Raw genomic sequence first — 18,088 nt, forward strand, 5'->3', positions numbered from 1 at the left:
GGGCGTGCGGGTCATGGGTATCTCCAGTGCGGGGATGCGGATGGCCGGGCTGTCCCTTGTATACCACTGGCGCCGTGAGCGTCGTGGCCCGAAGGTCCTGCGACCCCTGTGCGAGCGCGGCGGGATCGTCTAGGGTGGGCACGCCCGGGCAAAGCGTGCCCGTCTGCCTGCCAAGGACCTGCAATGAACACTGCCATGCCCCACAAGCCCTCCACCGCCTTCATCGCCGCCTCATGGGTGGCCCTGCTGCTGGGTGCGGTGGCCTACCTGATCGGCCTGTTCAATGCCACGATGGCGCTCAACGAGAAGGGCTACTACCTGACCCTGCTGCTGTTCGGCCTGTTCGCGGCGGTGTCGCTGCAGAAGAGCGTGCGCGACCGCGTCGAAGGCATTGCGGTGAGTGGCCTGTACTACGCGCTGTGCTGGTTCGCGTTGCTGTCGGCGCTGATGCTGCTGCTGGTTGGCCTGTGGAATGCCACGCTGGCACCGAGCGAGAAGGGCTTCTACGGCATGGCGTATGCACTGTCGCTGTTCGGCGCGGTGGCCGTGCAGAAGAACACCCGCGACCTGATCGCCGCCGGTGGTGGCGGGAGCAAGCACAGCGCGATCGTGCCGCCGCTGCCGGAACAGGAATGATCGATCCGGTGTAGAGCCGAGCCATGCTCGGCTCAGTCGAGCATGGCTCGACGTTACAGACGTGGTGCGAGAGCCGAGCGTAGGCCCGGCTCTACAGAAGCATGGCGCTATCGCTTCAACAGCGGGTCCGCCAGGTGCGCTTCGTCCCAGCCACGGCGCACGGCATTGCGTGCCTGCGCCCATTCCAGCCGGCTGCGGCCACGTTCATTGGCCCAGCGCGATTCCAGCTCGGCTTCGACCTGCTCGTAGGCGCGGATCATGTCCTGCGCACGCGCGGCGTGGCCGATGCGGTAGGCAGGCTCGTAGTCCTCGAAGAACAACTGGTCGTCGTAGTACGGCTCGGCCGTGTAGCGTTCGCGCCAGTAGTTGCTGACCGCGTCGCGCGGCGTGCTGTCGTCCGGTACGCGGCCGGGAATCTGGTACTCGGTCATGGAAGGCTCCGTTGTGGACGAAGCCTGATCGTGCCTGCGTGGCGGTTAACGGCCCGGTCCGGCAGCGTGATCACCAGATCAATCCGCCGGGCATGGCCCGGCGCTGTCGGTCATCCGGCGTCGGCATCCTTGCGCGGCAGCTTGTAGATCACCGCGCCGATGGCGAACGCGATCAGTGCAGCTGCGATGTTCTGCCAGCTGGCACTGGCGAACAGGGCCAGGCACAGCAGCAGCGCAAGCACCGGAATCAACGGCCCACCGGGCAGCTTCAACGCGCCCGGGCGGTCGGCGTAGCGCTTGGCCAGTACCAGTACCGCAGCGGCCGTTCCGATGTAGGCGAACAGGCGCGTGGTCATGGAAAGCAGGGCCAGCTGCACGAACGAACCGGACAGGGCCAGGCCCAGCGCGATCAGGCCTTGGCACAGGATCGACGCGGCCGGCGTGTGGAAGCGCGGATGCACCTGCGCCAGGATCTTCGGCCCATAGCCATCGCGGGCCAGTGCGAACAGGAAGCGCGGGCCCATCATCATCGTGTTGCTGTTGGTGCCGAGGATGGAGATGGTCGCGCCGACGGTCAGGATCAGCGCCAGTGCTTCGCCGCCGAAGCCGGCAGCGGCATCGGCCAGCGGCGTGGCCGAGCTGGCCAGGCCGGCCAGCGTGCCCTGTGCCACCACCTGCACCGCGCCGTAGATGACGGTGACGGTGATGATCATGGTGATCAGCGCGAACGGAATATCGCGACGCGGATTGCGGTACTCGCCGGCGGCGGCCGGGATGTTCTCGAAGCCGGCATAGGCGTACAGCAGCAGCAAGGCGGCCTCGCCCATGCGCTGCAGGTCATGCGGGTCCGGACGCTGGCCGGAGAAGGCCAGCTGTGGGTCGATGTAGAACGCACCGATGGCCACGAACAGCAGCAGCGGCAGCATCTTGCCGATCACCAGCACCACGCCGGTACGCGCGGCCGAGCGCACGCCGATGATGTTGACGCCGGTCAGGAAGCCCAGCGACACCACGATCACCGCGATGCGCCCCATGCCGGCACCGGCCCACGGCCAGAAACGCGCGACGGCATCGGCCAGCGCGTTGCTGAGTGCGGCCGCCGAGCTGATGCGGGTCAGCCAGATCATCCAGCCGATCTCGAAACCGGCGAAGCGCCCGAACGCCTCGCGTGCATACAGGTAGCTGCCGCCGGGTTCATCGAAGTAGCTGGCGGCCTGCGCATAGCACAGCACCAGCAAGGCCACGACGATGCCGGCGGCGACCACGCCCCACAGGCTGAAGGGGCCGAGCAGGGCGACGGTGGCGGCCGGCAGCAGGTAGATGCCGCTGCCGATCACATCGTTGATCGACAGGCCGACGATCTGCCAGCGGCTGACCGCGCGTTGCAGCTGCGGTTCGTCCTGTGCGCTCAATGGCCGTCTCCATTCAATGAAGGCAGCTCCCATTGCGCCTGCAGTCGCCTGTACTCGGCGCGCGGCAGCAGCACGAAACGCGGCGCGTCCTGCGGCCGCAGCCAGTCCAGCAGTGCCTGCATGCGTTCCTGCGGCATGGCCGTGCAGCCGGCGGTGGCCTCGCCGGGCTGGCGCCACAGATGGGCGAAGATGCAGCTGCCCTTGCCGGGCTGGTTGTCCGGGTTGTGGGCGATCACGAAGCCCTCCCGGTAGCGCACGTCGCCCTTGTTGTGCAGATCCAGCCGCATCGGCTCGGTGGAGCCCTTGACCGCTGCATTGCCGACCTTCTTTTCATCAACGATGCGGTTGTAGAACGGCGAACCGGGCACGTCCATGCAGTAGCTGCTGTCCAGCATCGGCTGGTAGGGCATGGCGGTGCCGCGGCGGGTGACGGCATAGCCGAACGCACTGCCGAGCGCGAATATGCCGGCCGGGCTGCGGCCATCGCCTTCCTGCTTTTGCGGGCCGTCGGCCTGCGCCGGGTGCAGGCCCAGGCCCCAGGCACTGCCGGTGCGGCCGAGCGCCACCGGGAACGCCTGTCCATGCGCGTGCCAGCCCTTGCCGTCGCGCACATAGGCCTGCAGTTGCCCCTGGGTGCTGTCCCAGCCTTCGCTGGTGACCACGATCAGCTGGCGCGCGCCATCCAGCGGCGCCGCGTGAACGGACACCGCCGTAGCAAGCAGCAGTGCAGCGGTAGCGAGACGGACCAGTGATTTCATCAACAGGTGCTCCGGTCAGGAATCCAGCAGGTGGTCGATCCGCTCCAGGTTCACCGCAAGCTGCTGCTGGCGGTCCGGATTGGTGTGGCAGAGCAGCACGAACAGGAAATCGAGCAGGGCGTGCATGGCGCTACGGTACAGCAGCTGCGCGACCTGCGGCGCGCGATCGTGCGCGCACACCACCAGCGCTGCGTCAGCATGCGCGCGCAGCGGGTTGGCGGTATGCCGGGTGATGGAAATCATCTTGCCCCCCATGTCCTGGAACTGGCGCGACAGCTGCGATAGCTGGGGCAGGTTGCCGAATTCGGAGAACACCAGCAGCGCATCCCCCGGGCGCGCGGCCGAGAGGTTGGCCAGCATCAGGATCGGGTCGGTGTGGGGTACCACCAGCAGCCCGAGCAGCGACAGCCGCATGGCAAACTCGCGGGCGAACAGGCCGTCGTCTCCCAAGCCGTATACGAACAGCTTGGGCGCACCGTCGAGCAGCTGCACGATGCGCTCGATCTCCGCGCGTGGATTGGCCTGGCGTGTTTCCTCCTCGGCCTGCGCCTTGCTGCGGCGCAGCGCCTCGCCCAGGCGCAGGTAGTCATCGCCGCTGTCGGGTTCGTCGGGCGCCTGCTGCGGATCGGCACCGGCGCGGGCGACGTCCTGGCCGATGGAGTACTTCAGGTCCGGGTAGCCCTTGAAGCCGAGCTTCTGGCTGAACTTCACCACGCTGGACTGGCTGATGCCGAGCGCACTGGCCAGCTGCTGTGACGAGTAGTCGCGCAGCAGGTGGGCGTTGTCGAGGATGAAGTCGGCGATGCGGCGCTCGATGGCCGACATCTGCCCGCGCTCGGTGCGGATCTTCAGCAGGGGCGGCATGCGGGGTGTCCGGGCATGTGTGGGCGCGTTGCGGCTGGCAGCGTAGAGCGTGTCATGGAATGGGTCGAGCGGGTTCCAGCCTCGAAGAGGTTACGGAGCGCGGTTGTTGCTTTTGACGTTGAGTCCGCCTTCAAGCGAGCCGGGCACCGCAGGTCCGGCGAGGGCGAAGAGGCGCGGGTGTCTGAGCGTAGCGAGTTCCCGCGCCGTCCCTCGACGGGCCGAGGAGCGCAGGGAACCGGTGCGTAGCACCGGCTCGCGGCCGGCGGAGCGTTTCTTCTGGTTACTTTTCTTTTCGCGAAAAGAAAAGTAACGCGCGACCCAGCGCCAGTGGCACGCAACGTCAGCCGCAAGGCAGAAATCAACCCACCATCTCCAGCCCACGCACTTCGGTGATGCCCAACCCCGGCACGTCGCTGATGCTGATCTCCGATTCGTTGAAATGCACGCCGCCGCTGACCGGGTCGAACTGGCCCAGCGAGGGACCGTCGAGGTCAACCTTGGTGATCACATCACTCTTGGCCACGGCCAGGTGCACGGCTGCGGCCACGCTGATGCTCGATTCGATCATGCAGCCGATCATGCACGGCACGCCGTAGATGCCGGCGATGTCGGCGATGCGGATCGCGTTGGACAGGCCGCCGGTCTTCATCAGCTTGATGTTGATGATGTCGGCTGCGCGCTGCTGGATCAGGTCCATCACCTGGCTGGGGCTGAACACGCTTTCGTCGGCCATCACCGGCGTGTTGACGCGGTCGGTGACGTACTTCAGGCCACTGATGTCCGCGGCCTTCACCGGCTGCTCCAGCAGCTCCAGTACCACGCCGGCTTCCTCCAGCGTGCGCATCGCATGCACCGCCTGCTTGGCGGTCCAGCCCTGGTTGGCATCCAGGCGCAGCAGGGCGCGGCCTTCCACGGCGGCATGGATCGCCTTGACCCGTTCGATGTCCAGCCCGATGTCCTTGCCGACCTTGATCTTCAACGACTCGAAGCCGCGTTCGATCGCCGACAACGAATCGGCCACCATCTTGTCGATGTAGTCCACGCTGATGGTGATGTCAGTGGTGATCACCGGGTCGCCGCCGCCGAGCATCTGGTACAGCGGCGCACCGTGCAGCTGCGCCCACAGGTCGTACAGGGCGATCTCCACCGCGGCCTTGGCGCTGGTGTTGCGCTCCATCGCGGTCTGCACCAGCGTGCACAGGTGGTTGAGGTTGACCACGTCCTGGCCGATCAGGCGCGGGGCGATGAAGTGGCGGATCGCCTCGATGATCGAGCCGTGCGTATCGCCGGTGATCACGGCGGTGGCCGGGGCTTCACCATAGCCGGTGTTGCCGCTGTCGGTGCGGATCAGCACCACCACGTCTTCCACGGTTTCCACCGTGCGCAGCGCGGTCTTGAACGGTGTCTTCAACGGCACGCGCAGCATGCCCAGTTCGATGGCGGTGATCTTCATTCGGGAGTCTTGGCCCGCAGGCGCTGGATGTTGGTGATGCGGTCGATGTAGCGGACGGTGTCGCTGGCCATCATCGGCTCCAGCGGCGTGACCGAAACACCATTGAGATGGGCCTGCACGCGCGTGCCGTCGGCACCGAACCAGCTGCCGCCCGCCGTATCGTGGATCACCCAGGTGCGGCCGTCGACGTGGCCGATGGCCATCATCACGTGGCCGGGGATGTAGACCAGGTCGCCGACCTGTAGTTCGGTGACCGCACGGTCGCGCGCGGCCTTGCCGACCTTCTCGGTGAACGGCAGGCGATCCAGTGCCGGGCTGACCGCCTGTGCACTGGTATTGCGCGGCAGCAGCACGCCGAAGCTGCGGTAGATCTCGGAAACGAAACCGCTGCAGTCGCGCGTGTCGTAGTCGTGGCCCCAACCGTAGCGCTCGCCGAGGAACTTGAAGGCCTGCTGCAGCAGCAGGCGCGGGGTCAGTGGCAGGTAGTCGGCGGCGGTGTCCTGCGAGCGCGGCAGCAGCGCCGGCACCAGCTTCAGGCGACCATCGGCTTCCCGCACCGGCAGCTGCACCACCCACGAGGCGTGGGCCTGCTGGCCGTTCACTGGTTCGGCGGCGGGCCAGTCGGCCAGCACCGGCAGGCGCACGCCCATGTCCAGCTGCAGGCGCGATACGCGCGGCTCCTCCGGGGTATAGGCGGTCTGTGCGGTGGCGCCGGTGACGATCCGGTACGGTCCCTTCGCGCCATAACCGAGCACCGTGGCCTTGTCGCCGCTGGCGATGGCGTCGGCTTCGATCCACGCGCTGTAGCGCTCGCTGTGCACGAACAGCCAGCGGCCGTCGGCGCTGCGGTGGACCACGGCGACCTTGTCGCCGGGGAACAGTGCCGATTCCTGGAAGCGGTCGATGTCGGTGTCACCGGCAGTGCTGAAGACCCGCTCGCGGGTGGGGAAGGTACGCAGTGCCGCGCGCTTCACCACCAGCCCGTAGGCCGGTGCCACCTTGGCAGGGATCGCATCGAGGCCGAGGTTGGCTTCGATCGCGCTGCGCAGCGCGGGTGCGATCGCCTGGCCCTTGTCGTTGTAGAGGGCGCGGGTGGGCCAGCTCGACAGCGCGGTGATGCTGGCGCGAACCGTCGCCGCATCAAGCTGGGCGGGCAGTGCGGCGATGTCCTGGATGTGGCTGTCCTGCGCCCGCATCCGCGCGTTCTGTGCTTCGATCTGCGCGCGATCCAGAATCGGCGCATCGGCGTTGTCCAGGCGCGCGGCCCAGTACTGCGGGGTCAGATAGGCCTCGTGCAGGCCGATCACATAGGGCAGCGGCGCACCCGGGTCGGGCCGTGGGGCCGCCTGTGCAAAGGCCGGAGCGGCCAGCAGGCACAGGGCCAGGGTCAAGCGGCGCGGCCAATGCCGGTGCCGTTCGCGGAAAGCCAGGCTCATGCGGTGCACACCCTCCTCGAATGCCTGTTGGAATATTTATTCCTTTCGGCATGGAAAGCAAGAATAAATTATTGACCGGCATCCCGGCCCGTGTTACACAGCCATTACCACCCGCGCTGGGGAAGTGTCGCTGTGGATCCTGCCGTTCGCAAACCGCGTCTGACTGCCGCCGCCGGCCTGGGTGCCGTGTTGCTGCTGTGGGTGTCGGCCACGCACGCGACGGATGGGCATAGCAGCCAGCAGCGGGCGCGCCAGACGCAGGTGATCGACCTGATCGACAGCGGTCGCTTCAGCGATGCCGAAGCGCTGCTGGCAACGGCAGGCGATACCACCGAGGGGACCTTCCAGCGCGAGCGCATGCGCCGCATCCGCCTGGATTTTTCCCTCGACGAGGCCGCGGCCAAGGCGGCCGTGCGCCGCTGGATTCCCGATCTGACCGACGAGGAGTTTGCGCGCTGGGACCAACTCGGCCTGATCGAGCATCTCGATACCGATGGCGAGCGTTGGTACTTCAAGCGCGCACCGTCGAACCTGTTCCTGCTCAGCGACGAAGCACGCGCGCGCCGCCGCACGGATGCACCGATGCCGCCTCCGGGCCCCAACGAAGTGCTCAACGCCCACCACGCAGGCGTGGTTGCCGCGGCCGAACAGAGTGGCCAGGCGTCGGTACTGCCGCAGCGCTACGAATTCACCCAGTCGCTCACGGTGAAATCCGATGTGGTGCCCGCCGGTGAAACGATCCGCGCGTGGATTCCGTACCCGCGCGAGATCCCCGGGCAGCAGGAACAGGTGCAGTGGCTGGGCAGCACCCCGGGCAAGGCGCGGGTGGCACCGGCCAGTACCCTGCAGCGCACCGCGTACCTGGAAGCCAAGGCAGTGGCTGGGCAGCCGACGCGCTTCGAGATCCGCTACGCGGTCACGATCCTCGCCCGGCATACCGCGATCGACCCGGCCAAGGTACAGCCAACCCCGGCTGATCCGGCCTTGAAGCCCTATCTGGCCGAGCAGCTGCCGCATGTGCGCTTCACCCCGGCGCTGAAGCTGTTCTCCGACCAGGTACTGCAGGGCGAGACACGTCCGTATGAAGTGCTGCGCAAGCTGTTTGCTGCCGTGGATCGCATTCCCTGGGCCGGTGCGCGCGAATACTCCACGCTCAGCAACATCAGCGATTACGCGCTGCATGCCGGCCATGCCGACTGCGGCCAACAGACCCTGCTGCTGATCGCGCTGCTGCGCATGAACGGCATTCCCGCGCGCTGGCAGTCGGGCATGGTGTTCTCCGGCGATGGCAGCGGCTACAACAACCTGCATGACTGGGGGCAGGTCTACCTGGCGCCGTATGGCTGGCTGCCGATGGACGTGACCACCGGCGCGCTTGCCAGCGATGTGCCTGCACTGCGCGATTTCTACCTGGGTGGCCTCGACGGCTACCGCATCGCCTTCAACGACGATTTCGGCCAGCCCTTCGTGCCGGCCAAGCAGCACTTCCGCTCGGAAACGGTCGACTCGCAGCGCGGCGAGGCCGAGTGGGCAGGCGGCAACCTGTACTTCGACCAATGGAGCTACGACTTCCAGTGGCGGGTACTGCCAGCCAGGCAACGCTAGCGCGACACACCGCATTCCACACCATTCAATTCTTGCAGGAGAGAGCAGGGGATGAAGGCTTACAGCATCAAGCGGGCGGCGTTGTGCGTCGCCCTTGGGGCGTGTCTGGGCGTAGTGCTGCCCGGCATCGCGATGGCACAGAACGTGAGCGGCGCAGTTGCCGGCCGTGCAACCGCGGGCGACCAGGTGACCGTGGTCAGCAACAGTACGGGTCTGACCCGTACCGTCACCGTCGGCGCCGACGGCAGCTACCGCCTCGGCCAGCTGCCGGTAGGTGACTACCAGCTGCAGCTCAGCCGCGATGGCCAGAAGCTGGGCGATCAGATTGCTGTCAGTGTGGCAGTAGGCGGAACCACCACGGTCAACCTGGCCAGTGGCGGCGGCGTCACCAATCTCGATGCGCTGCAGGTGGTCGGCACCCGCGTGGTCAACCGCGTGGATGTCTACTCCACCGAGACATCCTTCAACATCAACCGCCAGGAGATCTCGCGGCTGCCGGTGGCGCAGGACCTGTCTGCGGTCGCGCTGATGGCGCCGGGCGTGGTCGGCGGCAACTCGTCATTCGGCGGCCTGTCATTCGCTGGTTCATCGGTGGCCGAGAATGCGGTCTTCATCAATGGCCTGAATGTCACCGACATGTATACCCGTCGCGGCTTCAGCACCGCGCCGTTCGCCTTCTTCAAGGAGTTCCAGGTCAAGACCGGTGGCTACTCGGTCGAGTTCGGCCGCTCCACCGGTGGCGTGATCAATGCGGTGACCCGTTCGGGCAGCAACGAATTCGAGGGCGGTGTTGAAGTCACCGCCGAGCCCAGTGCGTGGCGCGCCAGTGGCGGCGATCATTTCCACCGCGACGGCACCCCGCATTCCTATGGCAGCCGCGACAACAACTCCTTCCTGAAGACCAACGTGTGGGGCTCCGGCCCGATCGTCAAGGACAAGCTGTTCCTGTTCGCGATGTACGAAGACCGCAGCGACAAGGGACACAACACCTCGTCCGATGGCAGTACCTGGTTCAAGAACGACTCCGGCAACGGCTTCTGGGGCACCAAGCTGGACTGGAACATCAACGACAACCACAGCCTGGCGCTGCTGGCGTTCTCGGATGAGGGCGATGTCACCAATGCGTCGTACGGTTACAACTGGAACGCCGACCAGCTCGGCGCCTGGGGCGGCGATTCGGTCACCGAGACCGGCGGCCGCAACTGGTCGGCCACCTACACCGGCCACTTCGGACAGAACTTCACCGCGCGCGCCATGGTCGGCCAGAACAACCAGCGTGCGTTCACCAATTCATCGCTGGATCAGGCCTGCAGCCCCGTGTTCACCGACAGTACCTACGGCCCGCGCCTGGGCAAGCTGCAGGGCCTGCGCGCAGGCTGCCACCCCACGGGCACGGCAGTGGCCGAGCGTGACGATACCCGTGACGTGGCGCGACTGGACTTCGAATGGCAGCTGGGTGACCACCTGCTGCGCTTCGGTGTCGACCGTGAGCTGATGACCACAAAGCAGTCCACCCGCTACCCCGGCCCGACCGAACTGAGCTACACCGCCTACGTGGCGCGCCCCGGCGATGAAGTCTGGGACGGTGCCAATGCCTACGTACCGGCTGGCGTTACCGAAATGCTGCGTGCGCGCAACCGCAAGTCGGGCGGCACGTTCGAGACCGAAGCCAATGCGCTGTACGTGGAAGACATCTGGAACATCACCCCGAACCTGATGCTGAACCTGGGCGTGCGCTGGGACCGTTTCGAGAACCGTACCGCCGCCGGCAAGGCGTTCATCAAGATGGATGACCTGATCGCACCTCGCGTCGGCTTCTCGTGGGACATGCGCGGTGATGGCAGCACCAAGCTGTTCGGCAACGCCGGCCGCTACTACCTGCCTGTCACCAACAACATCAACGTGAATTTCGCAGGTGGCCTGACCGACGAGTACAGCTACTACGTGCTCAATGGCTGGGAGCGGAAAACCTCGCCGACCGGCTCACCGTACATGGCACCGGTCGTCGGTCAGCAGATCGGGCCGACCGACACCCGCATGAACACCGGCGGTGCCGACCTGCGCCAGAGTGTGGATCGCGACCTCAAGGCGGTCTACCAGGACGAGTACATCCTGGGCTTCCAGAACATGATCAACCAGGCATGGTCGTGGGGCGTCAACGCCACCTATCGACGCATGACCCGTGCGCTGGACGACATCCGCATCAATTACACCCCATGCGGCCCGACCCCCAGCACGCTGTGGCCGATCGCCAACCCGGGCGAGAGCCTGACGATCTGGGGCGACAAGAGCATCGGCTGCGCCACCGAAGGCTGGATCACCATTGACACCGCCAACAGCGGCTATCGGAAGGGCGGCAGCGGCGAGGTGATCGGTTACTCCAAGCCCAAGCGCACCTACAAGGCACTGGAATTCCAGATCGACCGTGCCTGGGACGAGAAGTGGATGTTCAACGCGTCCTACCTGTGGTCGAAGAGTGAGGGCAATTTCGAAGGCCCGGTGAATTCCGATACCAACTACGGCGACACCGGCATGGTCCAGTTCTGGGACCATCCGGCCACCAACGAGCGCTATGGCGTGCTGTTCAACGACTTCCGCCACCAGTTCAAGCTGCGTGCCGCTTACGCGCTGAACAAGCAATGGTCGTTCGGTACCACACTGCAGGTGCAGTCCGGTGGCCCGATCACTGCCTACGGCGTGATGTGGCCAAACGATTCCATCGCCGGTGGCAGTACTTCCAGCGAGGGTAGCGGCGGTGGTACCGGCTGGCTGTGCGTGGCCAACTGTTCCGGCCCGTACAACCAGCGGCAGTTCGAGTACAGCCCACGCGGTGCGTTCGGTCGCCTGCCGTGGACCTGGACCATGGGCGCCAACGTGACCTGGCGTTTGCCGGTGGAGGGCATCGATCTCAGTGCACGGCTGTCGGTGTACAACCTGTTCAACAACCAGAAGACCATCAACGTGCACCAGCGCTATGAAGCGCAGCCCGGCCAGTACCGCGAAGCGACGTTCGCCACCGGGACGCGCTGGCAGGCCCCGCGCTACACCCAGCTGGTGGTGACCTGGAACTTCTGAGGCCACGATCCGCGCCGCCCACCGTGACGGCGCGGGCAATGGAGGGGCTGCGCGCATGTACCACCTGCTGATCGTCGCGGCGGCACTGGCCGCACCGTCCGCTTCGCCGACCGATATCGCCTCCCTCGATGCCGACGTCGCCGCTGTGGTCCAGCACGAGCACCTGCCCGGGCTGGCCATGGCGGTGGTCGACAACGGGCAGGTGGTCTATCGCCACGCCGAAGGCGCGCGTGGCGACGGCGGCCGCATCGACCAGGACACGCTGTTCAAGATCGCCTCCAACAGCAAGGCGATGACCGCCGCGCTGCTGGCGCGACTGGTGCAGCAGGGCAAGCTGCGCTGGCAGGATCCGGTGCAGCAATATCTGCCGGGCTTCCGCATGCACGATGCGTGGGTGGGCGAGCAGATGCAGGTGCGCGACCTGCTGATCCACAACAGCGGCCTGGGCCTGGGCGCCGGTGACCTGATGCTGTGGCCGGAACCGAACGCGTTCACCCGTGCGGACATCATCGCGGGGCTGGCGCACCTGAAACCGGTCAGCAGCTTCCGCAGCCGCTACGCCTACGACAACCTGATGTACGTGGTGGCCGGGGAAGTGGCGGCGGCAGCGGGTGGCAAGCCGTACGACCAGCTGATGCGCGAGCAGGTGTTCGAACCACTGGGCATGACGCGCTGCCAGGTGGGGGCGTGGTCGGTGAAGCGCGTGGGCAACGTGGCGCAGCCGCATGCCTGGCGCGGTGATCGCAACGCGGTAGTGAACGCGGATGGAGCGATCAGCCCGGACCTGCCGTCGATGGCGGCCGGCGGCATCCGTTGTTCGCTGCGCGACATGACGCGCTGGATGCAGGTGCTGCTCGATCCCGCCCTGGCACCTGGCTGGTTGGACGCTGAGCAGCGCCGTACGCTGTGGACCCTGCACATGCCGATGGCGCTGGGTGAACGCCAGCGGCGTTGGGACAACGCGCATTTCCATGGCTACGGCTATGGCTGGCGGGTGTCGGACATGGATGGGCAGTGGAAGGTGGCGCACACCGGCACCCTATCGGGCATGTACTCGTCGCTGGCACTGTTGCCTGACCGCAAGGTGGGCGTGGTGATGCTGATCAACGGTGAAGGCGAGGATGCGCGCACCGCATTGATGCAGGCCGCACTGAAACGCTTCACCGCCCCCAATGATGCGCGCCCGGCGATGGAATACCTGGCCGAACTGAAGGCGGACCAGGCCGCTCGTGCGGCAACCGGGCACCAGCGGCCGCCGACGTTGGACGCGCGGCAGGCGTCGGCTTCCGATCTGCCGCGTTGGCAGGGACGCTACAGCGATCCCTGGCTGGGGCCCGCATCGCTGTGCCCAGGCAAGGACGGCCTGCGCTTCAGCGTGGACAAGTCGCCCCGCCTGCAGGGGGCCGTGCTGCAGCTGCAGGGGCGCTGGCTGCTGCGCTGGGATACGCTGGGTGACGATGCACAGGCGTGGCTGCGGCCGGGCGAGGGCCCGGCACCGACACTGGACCTGCGCGCCATCGATCCGGACATCGACTTCAGCTATGACTTCCAGGACCTGCATTTCACTCGTACTGGCGATTGCCCTGGCGGCGACCACCGGCGCCGCTGAGCCACCGCGCGTTTCACCGGCCACCGACGCGGCCAGCGCCGGACTGGTGGAGATCCGCACGCTGTCGCCGCGAATCGACCTGGATATCCGCTATGCGGGTGCCAACAACTTCACCGGCGCGCGTGTGCCAGGCTACGAGGCGCCTTCGTGCTACCTGCTGGCGCCGGTGGCGAAGGCGCTGGCCGAGGTGGAACAGGACCTGCGCGCCGATGGCTTCGGCCTGCGCCTCTACGACTGCTACCGGCCGGTGCGTTCGGTGCAGGCGTTCATGGCCTGGGTGAACGATCCGCGCGAGCTCTCGCGCAAGGCGCAGCAGTACCCGGATCTGGACAAGCCACGCCTGCTGGCTGACGGCTACATCGCCGAGCGCTCCGGCCACAGCCGCGGTGCCACGGTGGATCTGGGCCTGCTGGATTGCCGCAGCGGTGCATGTGCGCCGTTGGACATGGGCACCGACTTCGACTTCTTCGGGCCACGTGCGCATACGCAGACGAGCGGGCTGAGCACTGTGCAGCAGGCGAACCGCCAGCAGCTGGTGCAGGCGATGGCGCGCCGTGGCTTCGTCAACTATCCGCAGGAGTGGTGGCATTACACCCTGCAGCCCGAACCGGATTCCGGCACCGCGTACGACGTCCCGGTACGGTAGGGGCATCGGCAGGGCTGCGCCCTGCACCCGCGGTAGTGCCGGCCGCTGGCCGGCAACATCAGACGCAACAGCAACAGCGTGCATTCCGTGGGATGGCGGGGTGGGTCCGGTTTCGGGGGACGCTGCAAGTACGTCCATGTAAGCTCGGTCGCCGCATCCATGCGGCTCACGCCCCCGCAACCGGACCCACCCCGCCTTCGACAGTTTCCCGCGTGGTCCGTTGTAGAGCCGAGCCCATGCTCGGCTGCTCCTTGTTCAATCGTCGAGATATTCGATTTGGATGGAGATTCATCCACGCATGGCGTGGATCTACCGTGGCTACCGGATCGGGTCCGGGGCAGATCCCTTACACTGGCCGCCTCTTCATCCCTGCCCACCCGATGAACCTTCCTCTGCACTTCGGCCTGCTCGGTACCCTGGAAGCCGGCGCCATCGCCATGCTGGTCGGGCTGCTGGTGTACTTCCTGTGGTCGCAGCTGTGCCGGCTCCTGCACTGGACAGCGGGGCATGCGATCGGCTGGTCCTGCGTCATCGCCGTGATCATCTCCGCCGGCATCGATGCATGGAAGCTGTTCTACATGGGCATCGTGCGGCTGGAATCGCCGCTGTACGCGCGCATCTTCCTGGCCACCATCCACGATCCCAACGAGCTCGGCAGCCGTGTGGTGCTGGAAATCGCCGGTGCGCTCGCCGGTGTTGCTCTTGCATGGGTGTTGTTCAGTTCGCGGTCATCGGAAAAAACCGTCGACTGACGCAGGTTTTTCGTTGCCTGCCGGTTAAATGCAGAGGCGCTGAATGCGCATCTTATGAGCCACTCACTTCACCCTAACCACCGCGCTAAAGCATGCGTGGAGGCCAGTGGTTAATCGCGCGTGTGGGCGCCGGTCGCGGCGCAAAATCGATTCAGAAACGCGGTGGCAGGGTAGGTGCCGTGCGGAATCAACACGCCGCGCAACACCACCCAATCGGTAGGAGACACCCCTGATGACTATTCGCAACCGCAAGCCCCTGATCGCCCTGATCGTCGCCGCCGGCAGCGTGCTGGCCATCCCGGCGATGGCCCAGTCGGCCAAGCAGCAGGCCGCGCAGGCACAGAACGAGGCCGCCCAGGCGCAGCAGGCAGCGGCACAGGCGGGCCAGGCGGCTGACCAGGCAACCAATGCGGCCGCATCGGCCTCGGCCCAGGCCAACGGCGGTGGCCAGACCTGGGCCAGCATCGATACCGATGGCAACGGCACCATCAGCAAGACCGAGGCGCAGGTGAACGCCGGCCTGGCCCAGGTGTTCGACCAGGCCGATACCAACAAGGACGGTGAGCTGAGCGCCGATGAGTACAAGGCCTATGTGGCCGCCCAGCAGGCCGGCGCCGGCGGCGCAGCGCAGGGTGCGCAGGGCAGGTAAGACCCGTATCGGGGCGTATGGGAAACCGGGCGGCTTCGGCCGCCCGGGTTTTTTTCGTCACCACGGCCCCTGTATCCTTGCGCGATGAACACCTCCACGCCTGCGCCGTCGCGCGCCATCGGCCTGGTCGGTTTTGACGGTGACGATACGCTGTGGAAGAGCGAGGACTACTACCGCAAGGCCGAGCAGGATTATCTTGACCTGCTGTCGCGCTACGTCGACGTGCATGACACCCAGACCGCGCGCCACCTGCTGGAAGTGCAGCAGCGCCACCTGGGCACCTTCGGCTACGGCGTCAAGAGCATGACCCTGTCGATGATCGAAGCGGCCATCGACATCACCGGCCAGCGCATCGAGGCCAAGGACATCCAGCGCATCCTGGAGATTGGCCACGACACCCTGCGCCACCCGGTCGAGCTGATCGACGGTGTGCGCGAAGCGGTCGCGGCCATCGCCGAGCACTACCCGGTGGTGCTGATCACCAAGGGCGACCTGTTCCACCAGGAAGCGAAGATCAAGGTCGCCAACCTGGCCGAGCTCTTCCCGCGCATCGAGATCGTTTCCGAGAAGGACCCGGAGACCTACGCCCGCGTGCTGGCCGAATTCGACCTGCCGATGCAGCGCTTCGTGATGGTCGGCAACTCGCTGCGCTCGGACATCGAGCCGGTGGTCACCCTGGGTGGCTGGGGCGTGCATACCCCGTACGCAGTGACCTGGGCCCACGAGACCCAGCATGGCGTGGCCGACGACGAACCGCGCATGGTCACTGCCGATACCGCCCACGACTGGCCGGCCGCACTGGCGGCGATCGAGGCCAAGGCCGCTGCGGCCTGACAGGGCCCGTCGGCTGCGGCAGAATCGGAGCATGAACCACCGACTGCGCGCGCTGATGTTGTCCCTGCTGTTGGCGCCGGCCACCGTGCTGGCCCAGCAGACCGCCGAGCGCTCAAGCGCCTACGAAGTGGACACCGGCGACAGCTGGGTCGATGCCCAGCTGCGGGACATCAACCATTACGCCGAACGCTACCCCGACGCTTTCCTCGACGAAGTGTCGCGCTATGCCGACGTGCCGCGTGGCTACATCAGCGCGCTGTTCACCACCCACGGCTGGCAGGCCGGAGACATCTATTTCGCCTGCTTCTGGGCCAAGGCCAGTGGCCAGACCTGCCGCGACAGCGTGCGTACCTTCAGCCAGGACCCGGAGGGCGGCTGGGAGGCGGTGGTCAAGCGCATGCCCACCAAGCCGGACAATCTGCACTACCGGTTTCCTTATGTTGCTCTGCGTATCGCCGCCGCCGGGCGCTCCGGCGACAATACGGGTCCGAGCTGTTCCCCGTTCCCGTAATCGAGTGACTGATGAGCGCCTCTTTCGTTTCGCCTGATGTGATCCGCCGCCTGTTCGCGCAGGCCATGTCCCGCATGTACCGCACCGAAGTGCCGCTGTACGGCACGCTGGTGGAACTGGTGGAGCGGATCAACGCGCAGGTGCTTGCCCATGACCCGGCGCTGGCCGCGCAGCTGCAGCGCAACGACGAGCGTGCGCGGCTGGATGAAGAGCGTCATGGCGCGATCCGCGTCGGCACCGCGCAGGAGCTGGCGACGCTGCGCCGCCTGTTCGCGGTGATGGGCATGTACCCCGTCGGCTACTACGACCTGTCGGTGGCCGGCGTGCCGGTGCACTCCACCGCGTTCCGCCCACTCACCGGCGCGGCGCTGGCACAGAATCCGTTCCGCGTGTTCACCTCGCTGCTGCGCCTGGAACTGATCGAAGATGAAGCGCTGCGTGCCGAGTCGGCGAAGATCCTGTCACGCCGCCGCATCTTTACCGACGGCGCACTGGCACTGATCGAGCAGGCCGAGCGTGACGGCGGCCTGTCGCAGGCCGATGCCGAGCGCTTCGTCGATGAAGCACTGGAAACCTTCCGCTGGCATGGTGACGCCACGGTCGACCTGCCGACCTACCGCGCGCTGCACAACGCCCACCGGCTGGTGGCCGACGTGGTCAGCTTCCGTGGCCCGCACATCAACCACCTGACCCCGCGCACGCTGGACATCGACGCGGCGCAGGCGGCAATGATCGAGCACGGCATGGCGGCCAAGGCGGTCATCGAAGGTCCGCCGCGCCGTGCCTGCCCGATCCTGCTGCGCCAGACCAGCTTCAAGGCCCTGGAAGAAGCCGTTCATTTCCCGGATGCCGAAGGTGGTGACGCCGGCACGCATACCGCGCGCTTCGGCGAGATCGAACAACGCGGCCTGGCGCTGACCCCGAAGGGCCGCGCGCTGTACGACCAACTGTTGTCGCAGGCCCGCGACGCCGGTGGCGAAGGCAGCACCGGCGGCGACTACGGCCAGCGCCTGCAGGCGGTGTTCGCCAGCTTCCCGGATGACCATGACACGCTGCGCCAGGAAGGCCTGGGGTATTACCGCTACCAGCTGACCGACGCCGGCCGCGCCGCGCCGGAGCGCGTGGCCGATCTTCCCGCTGAAGTGCTGGTGGCCGCCGGCCTGGCGACGGCTGACCCGATCGTATACGAGGATTTCCTGCCGGTCAGCGCCGCAGGCATTTTCCAGTCGAACCTGGGTGGCGAAGAACAGCGCGCCTATGCCGCGCATGCCAACCGCGAGGCCTTCGAGCAGGCATTGGGCGTGGCGGTGAACGACGAGTTCGAGATCTACGAGCGGCTGCAGGCCGAATCGCTGGCGGCGCTGCGCACCGCGTGAAGGTAGAGCCGGCCGCTGGCCGGGCGCACCGTGTGAGGTAG

At 66.6% G+C, this 18,088-nt stretch carries 16 protein-coding genes; 10 read left to right on the forward strand and 6 right to left on the reverse strand.

Annotated elements, in window-relative coordinates; all coding sequences use genetic code 11:
- Positions 1-183: 183 nt before the first annotated feature.
- A complete protein-coding gene (gene yiaA, locus VG543_RS14775) occupies positions 184-636 on the forward strand; it encodes an inner membrane protein YiaA (protein WP_423179173.1) in 453 nt (150 codons plus the stop codon).
- Between the two features lie 107 nt (positions 637-743).
- On the opposite strand, the gene VG543_RS14780 is transcribed toward yiaA, so the two are convergent.
- The 6 genes from VG543_RS14780 to VG543_RS14805 form a co-directional block, all read right to left on the reverse strand.
- Positions 744-1,067, reverse strand: a complete 324-nt coding sequence (locus VG543_RS14780; RefSeq protein ID WP_069139911.1) for a hypothetical protein — start codon at positions 1,065-1,067, stop codon at positions 744-746.
- Between the two features lie 110 nt (positions 1,068-1,177).
- The gene (locus VG543_RS14785) at positions 1,178-2,479 is read right to left on the reverse strand and encodes an APC family permease (protein ID WP_164144987.1); all 1,302 of its coding nucleotides are present in this window, start codon (positions 2,477-2,479) and stop codon (positions 1,178-1,180) included.
- Positions 2,476-3,237, reverse strand: a complete 762-nt coding sequence (locus tag VG543_RS14790) for a L,D-transpeptidase family protein (protein ID WP_134731188.1) — start codon at positions 3,235-3,237, stop codon at positions 2,476-2,478. Before VG543_RS14790 ends, VG543_RS14785 begins: the two co-directional genes overlap by 4 nt.
- 15 nt (positions 3,238-3,252) lie before the next feature.
- Positions 3,253-4,101 (reverse strand): MurR/RpiR family transcriptional regulator, encoded by an 849-nt coding sequence (locus VG543_RS14795; protein WP_423179172.1) that lies wholly within the window; start codon positions 4,099-4,101, stop codon positions 3,253-3,255.
- Positions 4,102-4,459: 358 nt separating this feature from the next.
- Positions 4,460-5,554 (reverse strand): dipeptide epimerase, encoded by a 1,095-nt coding sequence (locus VG543_RS14800; protein WP_423179171.1) that lies wholly within the window; start codon positions 5,552-5,554, stop codon positions 4,460-4,462.
- On the reverse strand, positions 5,551-6,990 hold the full coding sequence (locus tag VG543_RS14805) for an SH3 domain-containing protein (RefSeq protein ID WP_423179170.1): 1,440 nt from the start codon (positions 6,988-6,990) through the stop codon (positions 5,551-5,553). Before VG543_RS14805 ends, VG543_RS14800 begins: the two co-directional genes overlap by 4 nt.
- Positions 6,991-7,122: 132 nt before the next feature.
- Between VG543_RS14805 and VG543_RS14810 the strand changes: the two genes are divergently transcribed.
- The 9 genes from VG543_RS14810 (at position 7,123) to hglS (ending at position 18,047) form a co-directional block, all read left to right on the forward strand.
- Positions 7,123-8,595, forward strand: a complete 1,473-nt coding sequence (locus VG543_RS14810) for a transglutaminase-like domain-containing protein (RefSeq protein ID WP_346474023.1) — start codon at positions 7,123-7,125, stop codon at positions 8,593-8,595.
- 51 nt (positions 8,596-8,646) lie between these two features.
- Entirely contained in the window at positions 8,647-11,670 is a 3,024-nt protein-coding gene (locus tag VG543_RS14815; protein WP_180832988.1) for a TonB-dependent receptor domain-containing protein, read from the forward strand.
- 55 nt (positions 11,671-11,725) lie between these two features.
- Positions 11,726-13,279 carry a serine hydrolase domain-containing protein gene (locus VG543_RS14820; protein WP_423179169.1) on the forward strand — a complete coding sequence of 518 codons (1,554 nt, stop codon included), beginning with the start codon at positions 11,726-11,728 and terminating at the stop codon, positions 13,277-13,279.
- Positions 13,212-13,925: a M15 family metallopeptidase gene (locus VG543_RS14825; protein ID WP_423179168.1), complete on the forward strand. Its 714-nt coding sequence runs from the start codon at positions 13,212-13,214 to the stop codon at positions 13,923-13,925. The genes VG543_RS14820 and VG543_RS14825 overlap by 68 nt, the downstream gene beginning before the upstream one ends.
- A 380-nt stretch (positions 13,926-14,305) precedes the next feature.
- Positions 14,306-14,677 carry a hypothetical protein gene (locus VG543_RS14830; protein ID WP_019662198.1) on the forward strand — a complete coding sequence of 124 codons (372 nt, stop codon included), beginning with the start codon at positions 14,306-14,308 and terminating at the stop codon, positions 14,675-14,677.
- 232 nt (positions 14,678-14,909) lie between these two features.
- On the forward strand, positions 14,910-15,326 hold the full coding sequence (locus VG543_RS14835; protein ID WP_197592849.1) for an EF-hand domain-containing protein: 417 nt from the start codon (positions 14,910-14,912) through the stop codon (positions 15,324-15,326).
- An 84-nt stretch (positions 15,327-15,410) separates the two neighbouring features.
- On the forward strand, positions 15,411-16,160 hold the full coding sequence (locus VG543_RS14840; RefSeq protein ID WP_021202954.1) for an HAD family hydrolase: 750 nt from the start codon (positions 15,411-15,413) through the stop codon (positions 16,158-16,160).
- Positions 16,161-16,191: 31 nt separating this feature from the next.
- Entirely contained in the window at positions 16,192-16,671 is a 480-nt protein-coding gene (locus VG543_RS14845; protein ID WP_423181120.1) for a hypothetical protein, read from the forward strand.
- 11 nt (positions 16,672-16,682) lie between these two features.
- The gene (hglS, locus tag VG543_RS14850) at positions 16,683-18,047 is read left to right on the forward strand and encodes a 2-oxoadipate dioxygenase/decarboxylase HglS (RefSeq protein WP_227854375.1); all 1,365 of its coding nucleotides are present in this window, start codon (positions 16,683-16,685) and stop codon (positions 18,045-18,047) included.
- Positions 18,048-18,088 lie beyond the last annotated feature (41 nt).

The sequence above is a fragment of the Stenotrophomonas sp. CASM101 genome (genome assembly GCF_049384845.1).
GTDB classification, from domain to species: domain Bacteria; phylum Pseudomonadota; class Gammaproteobacteria; order Xanthomonadales; family Xanthomonadaceae; genus Stenotrophomonas; species Stenotrophomonas hibiscicola.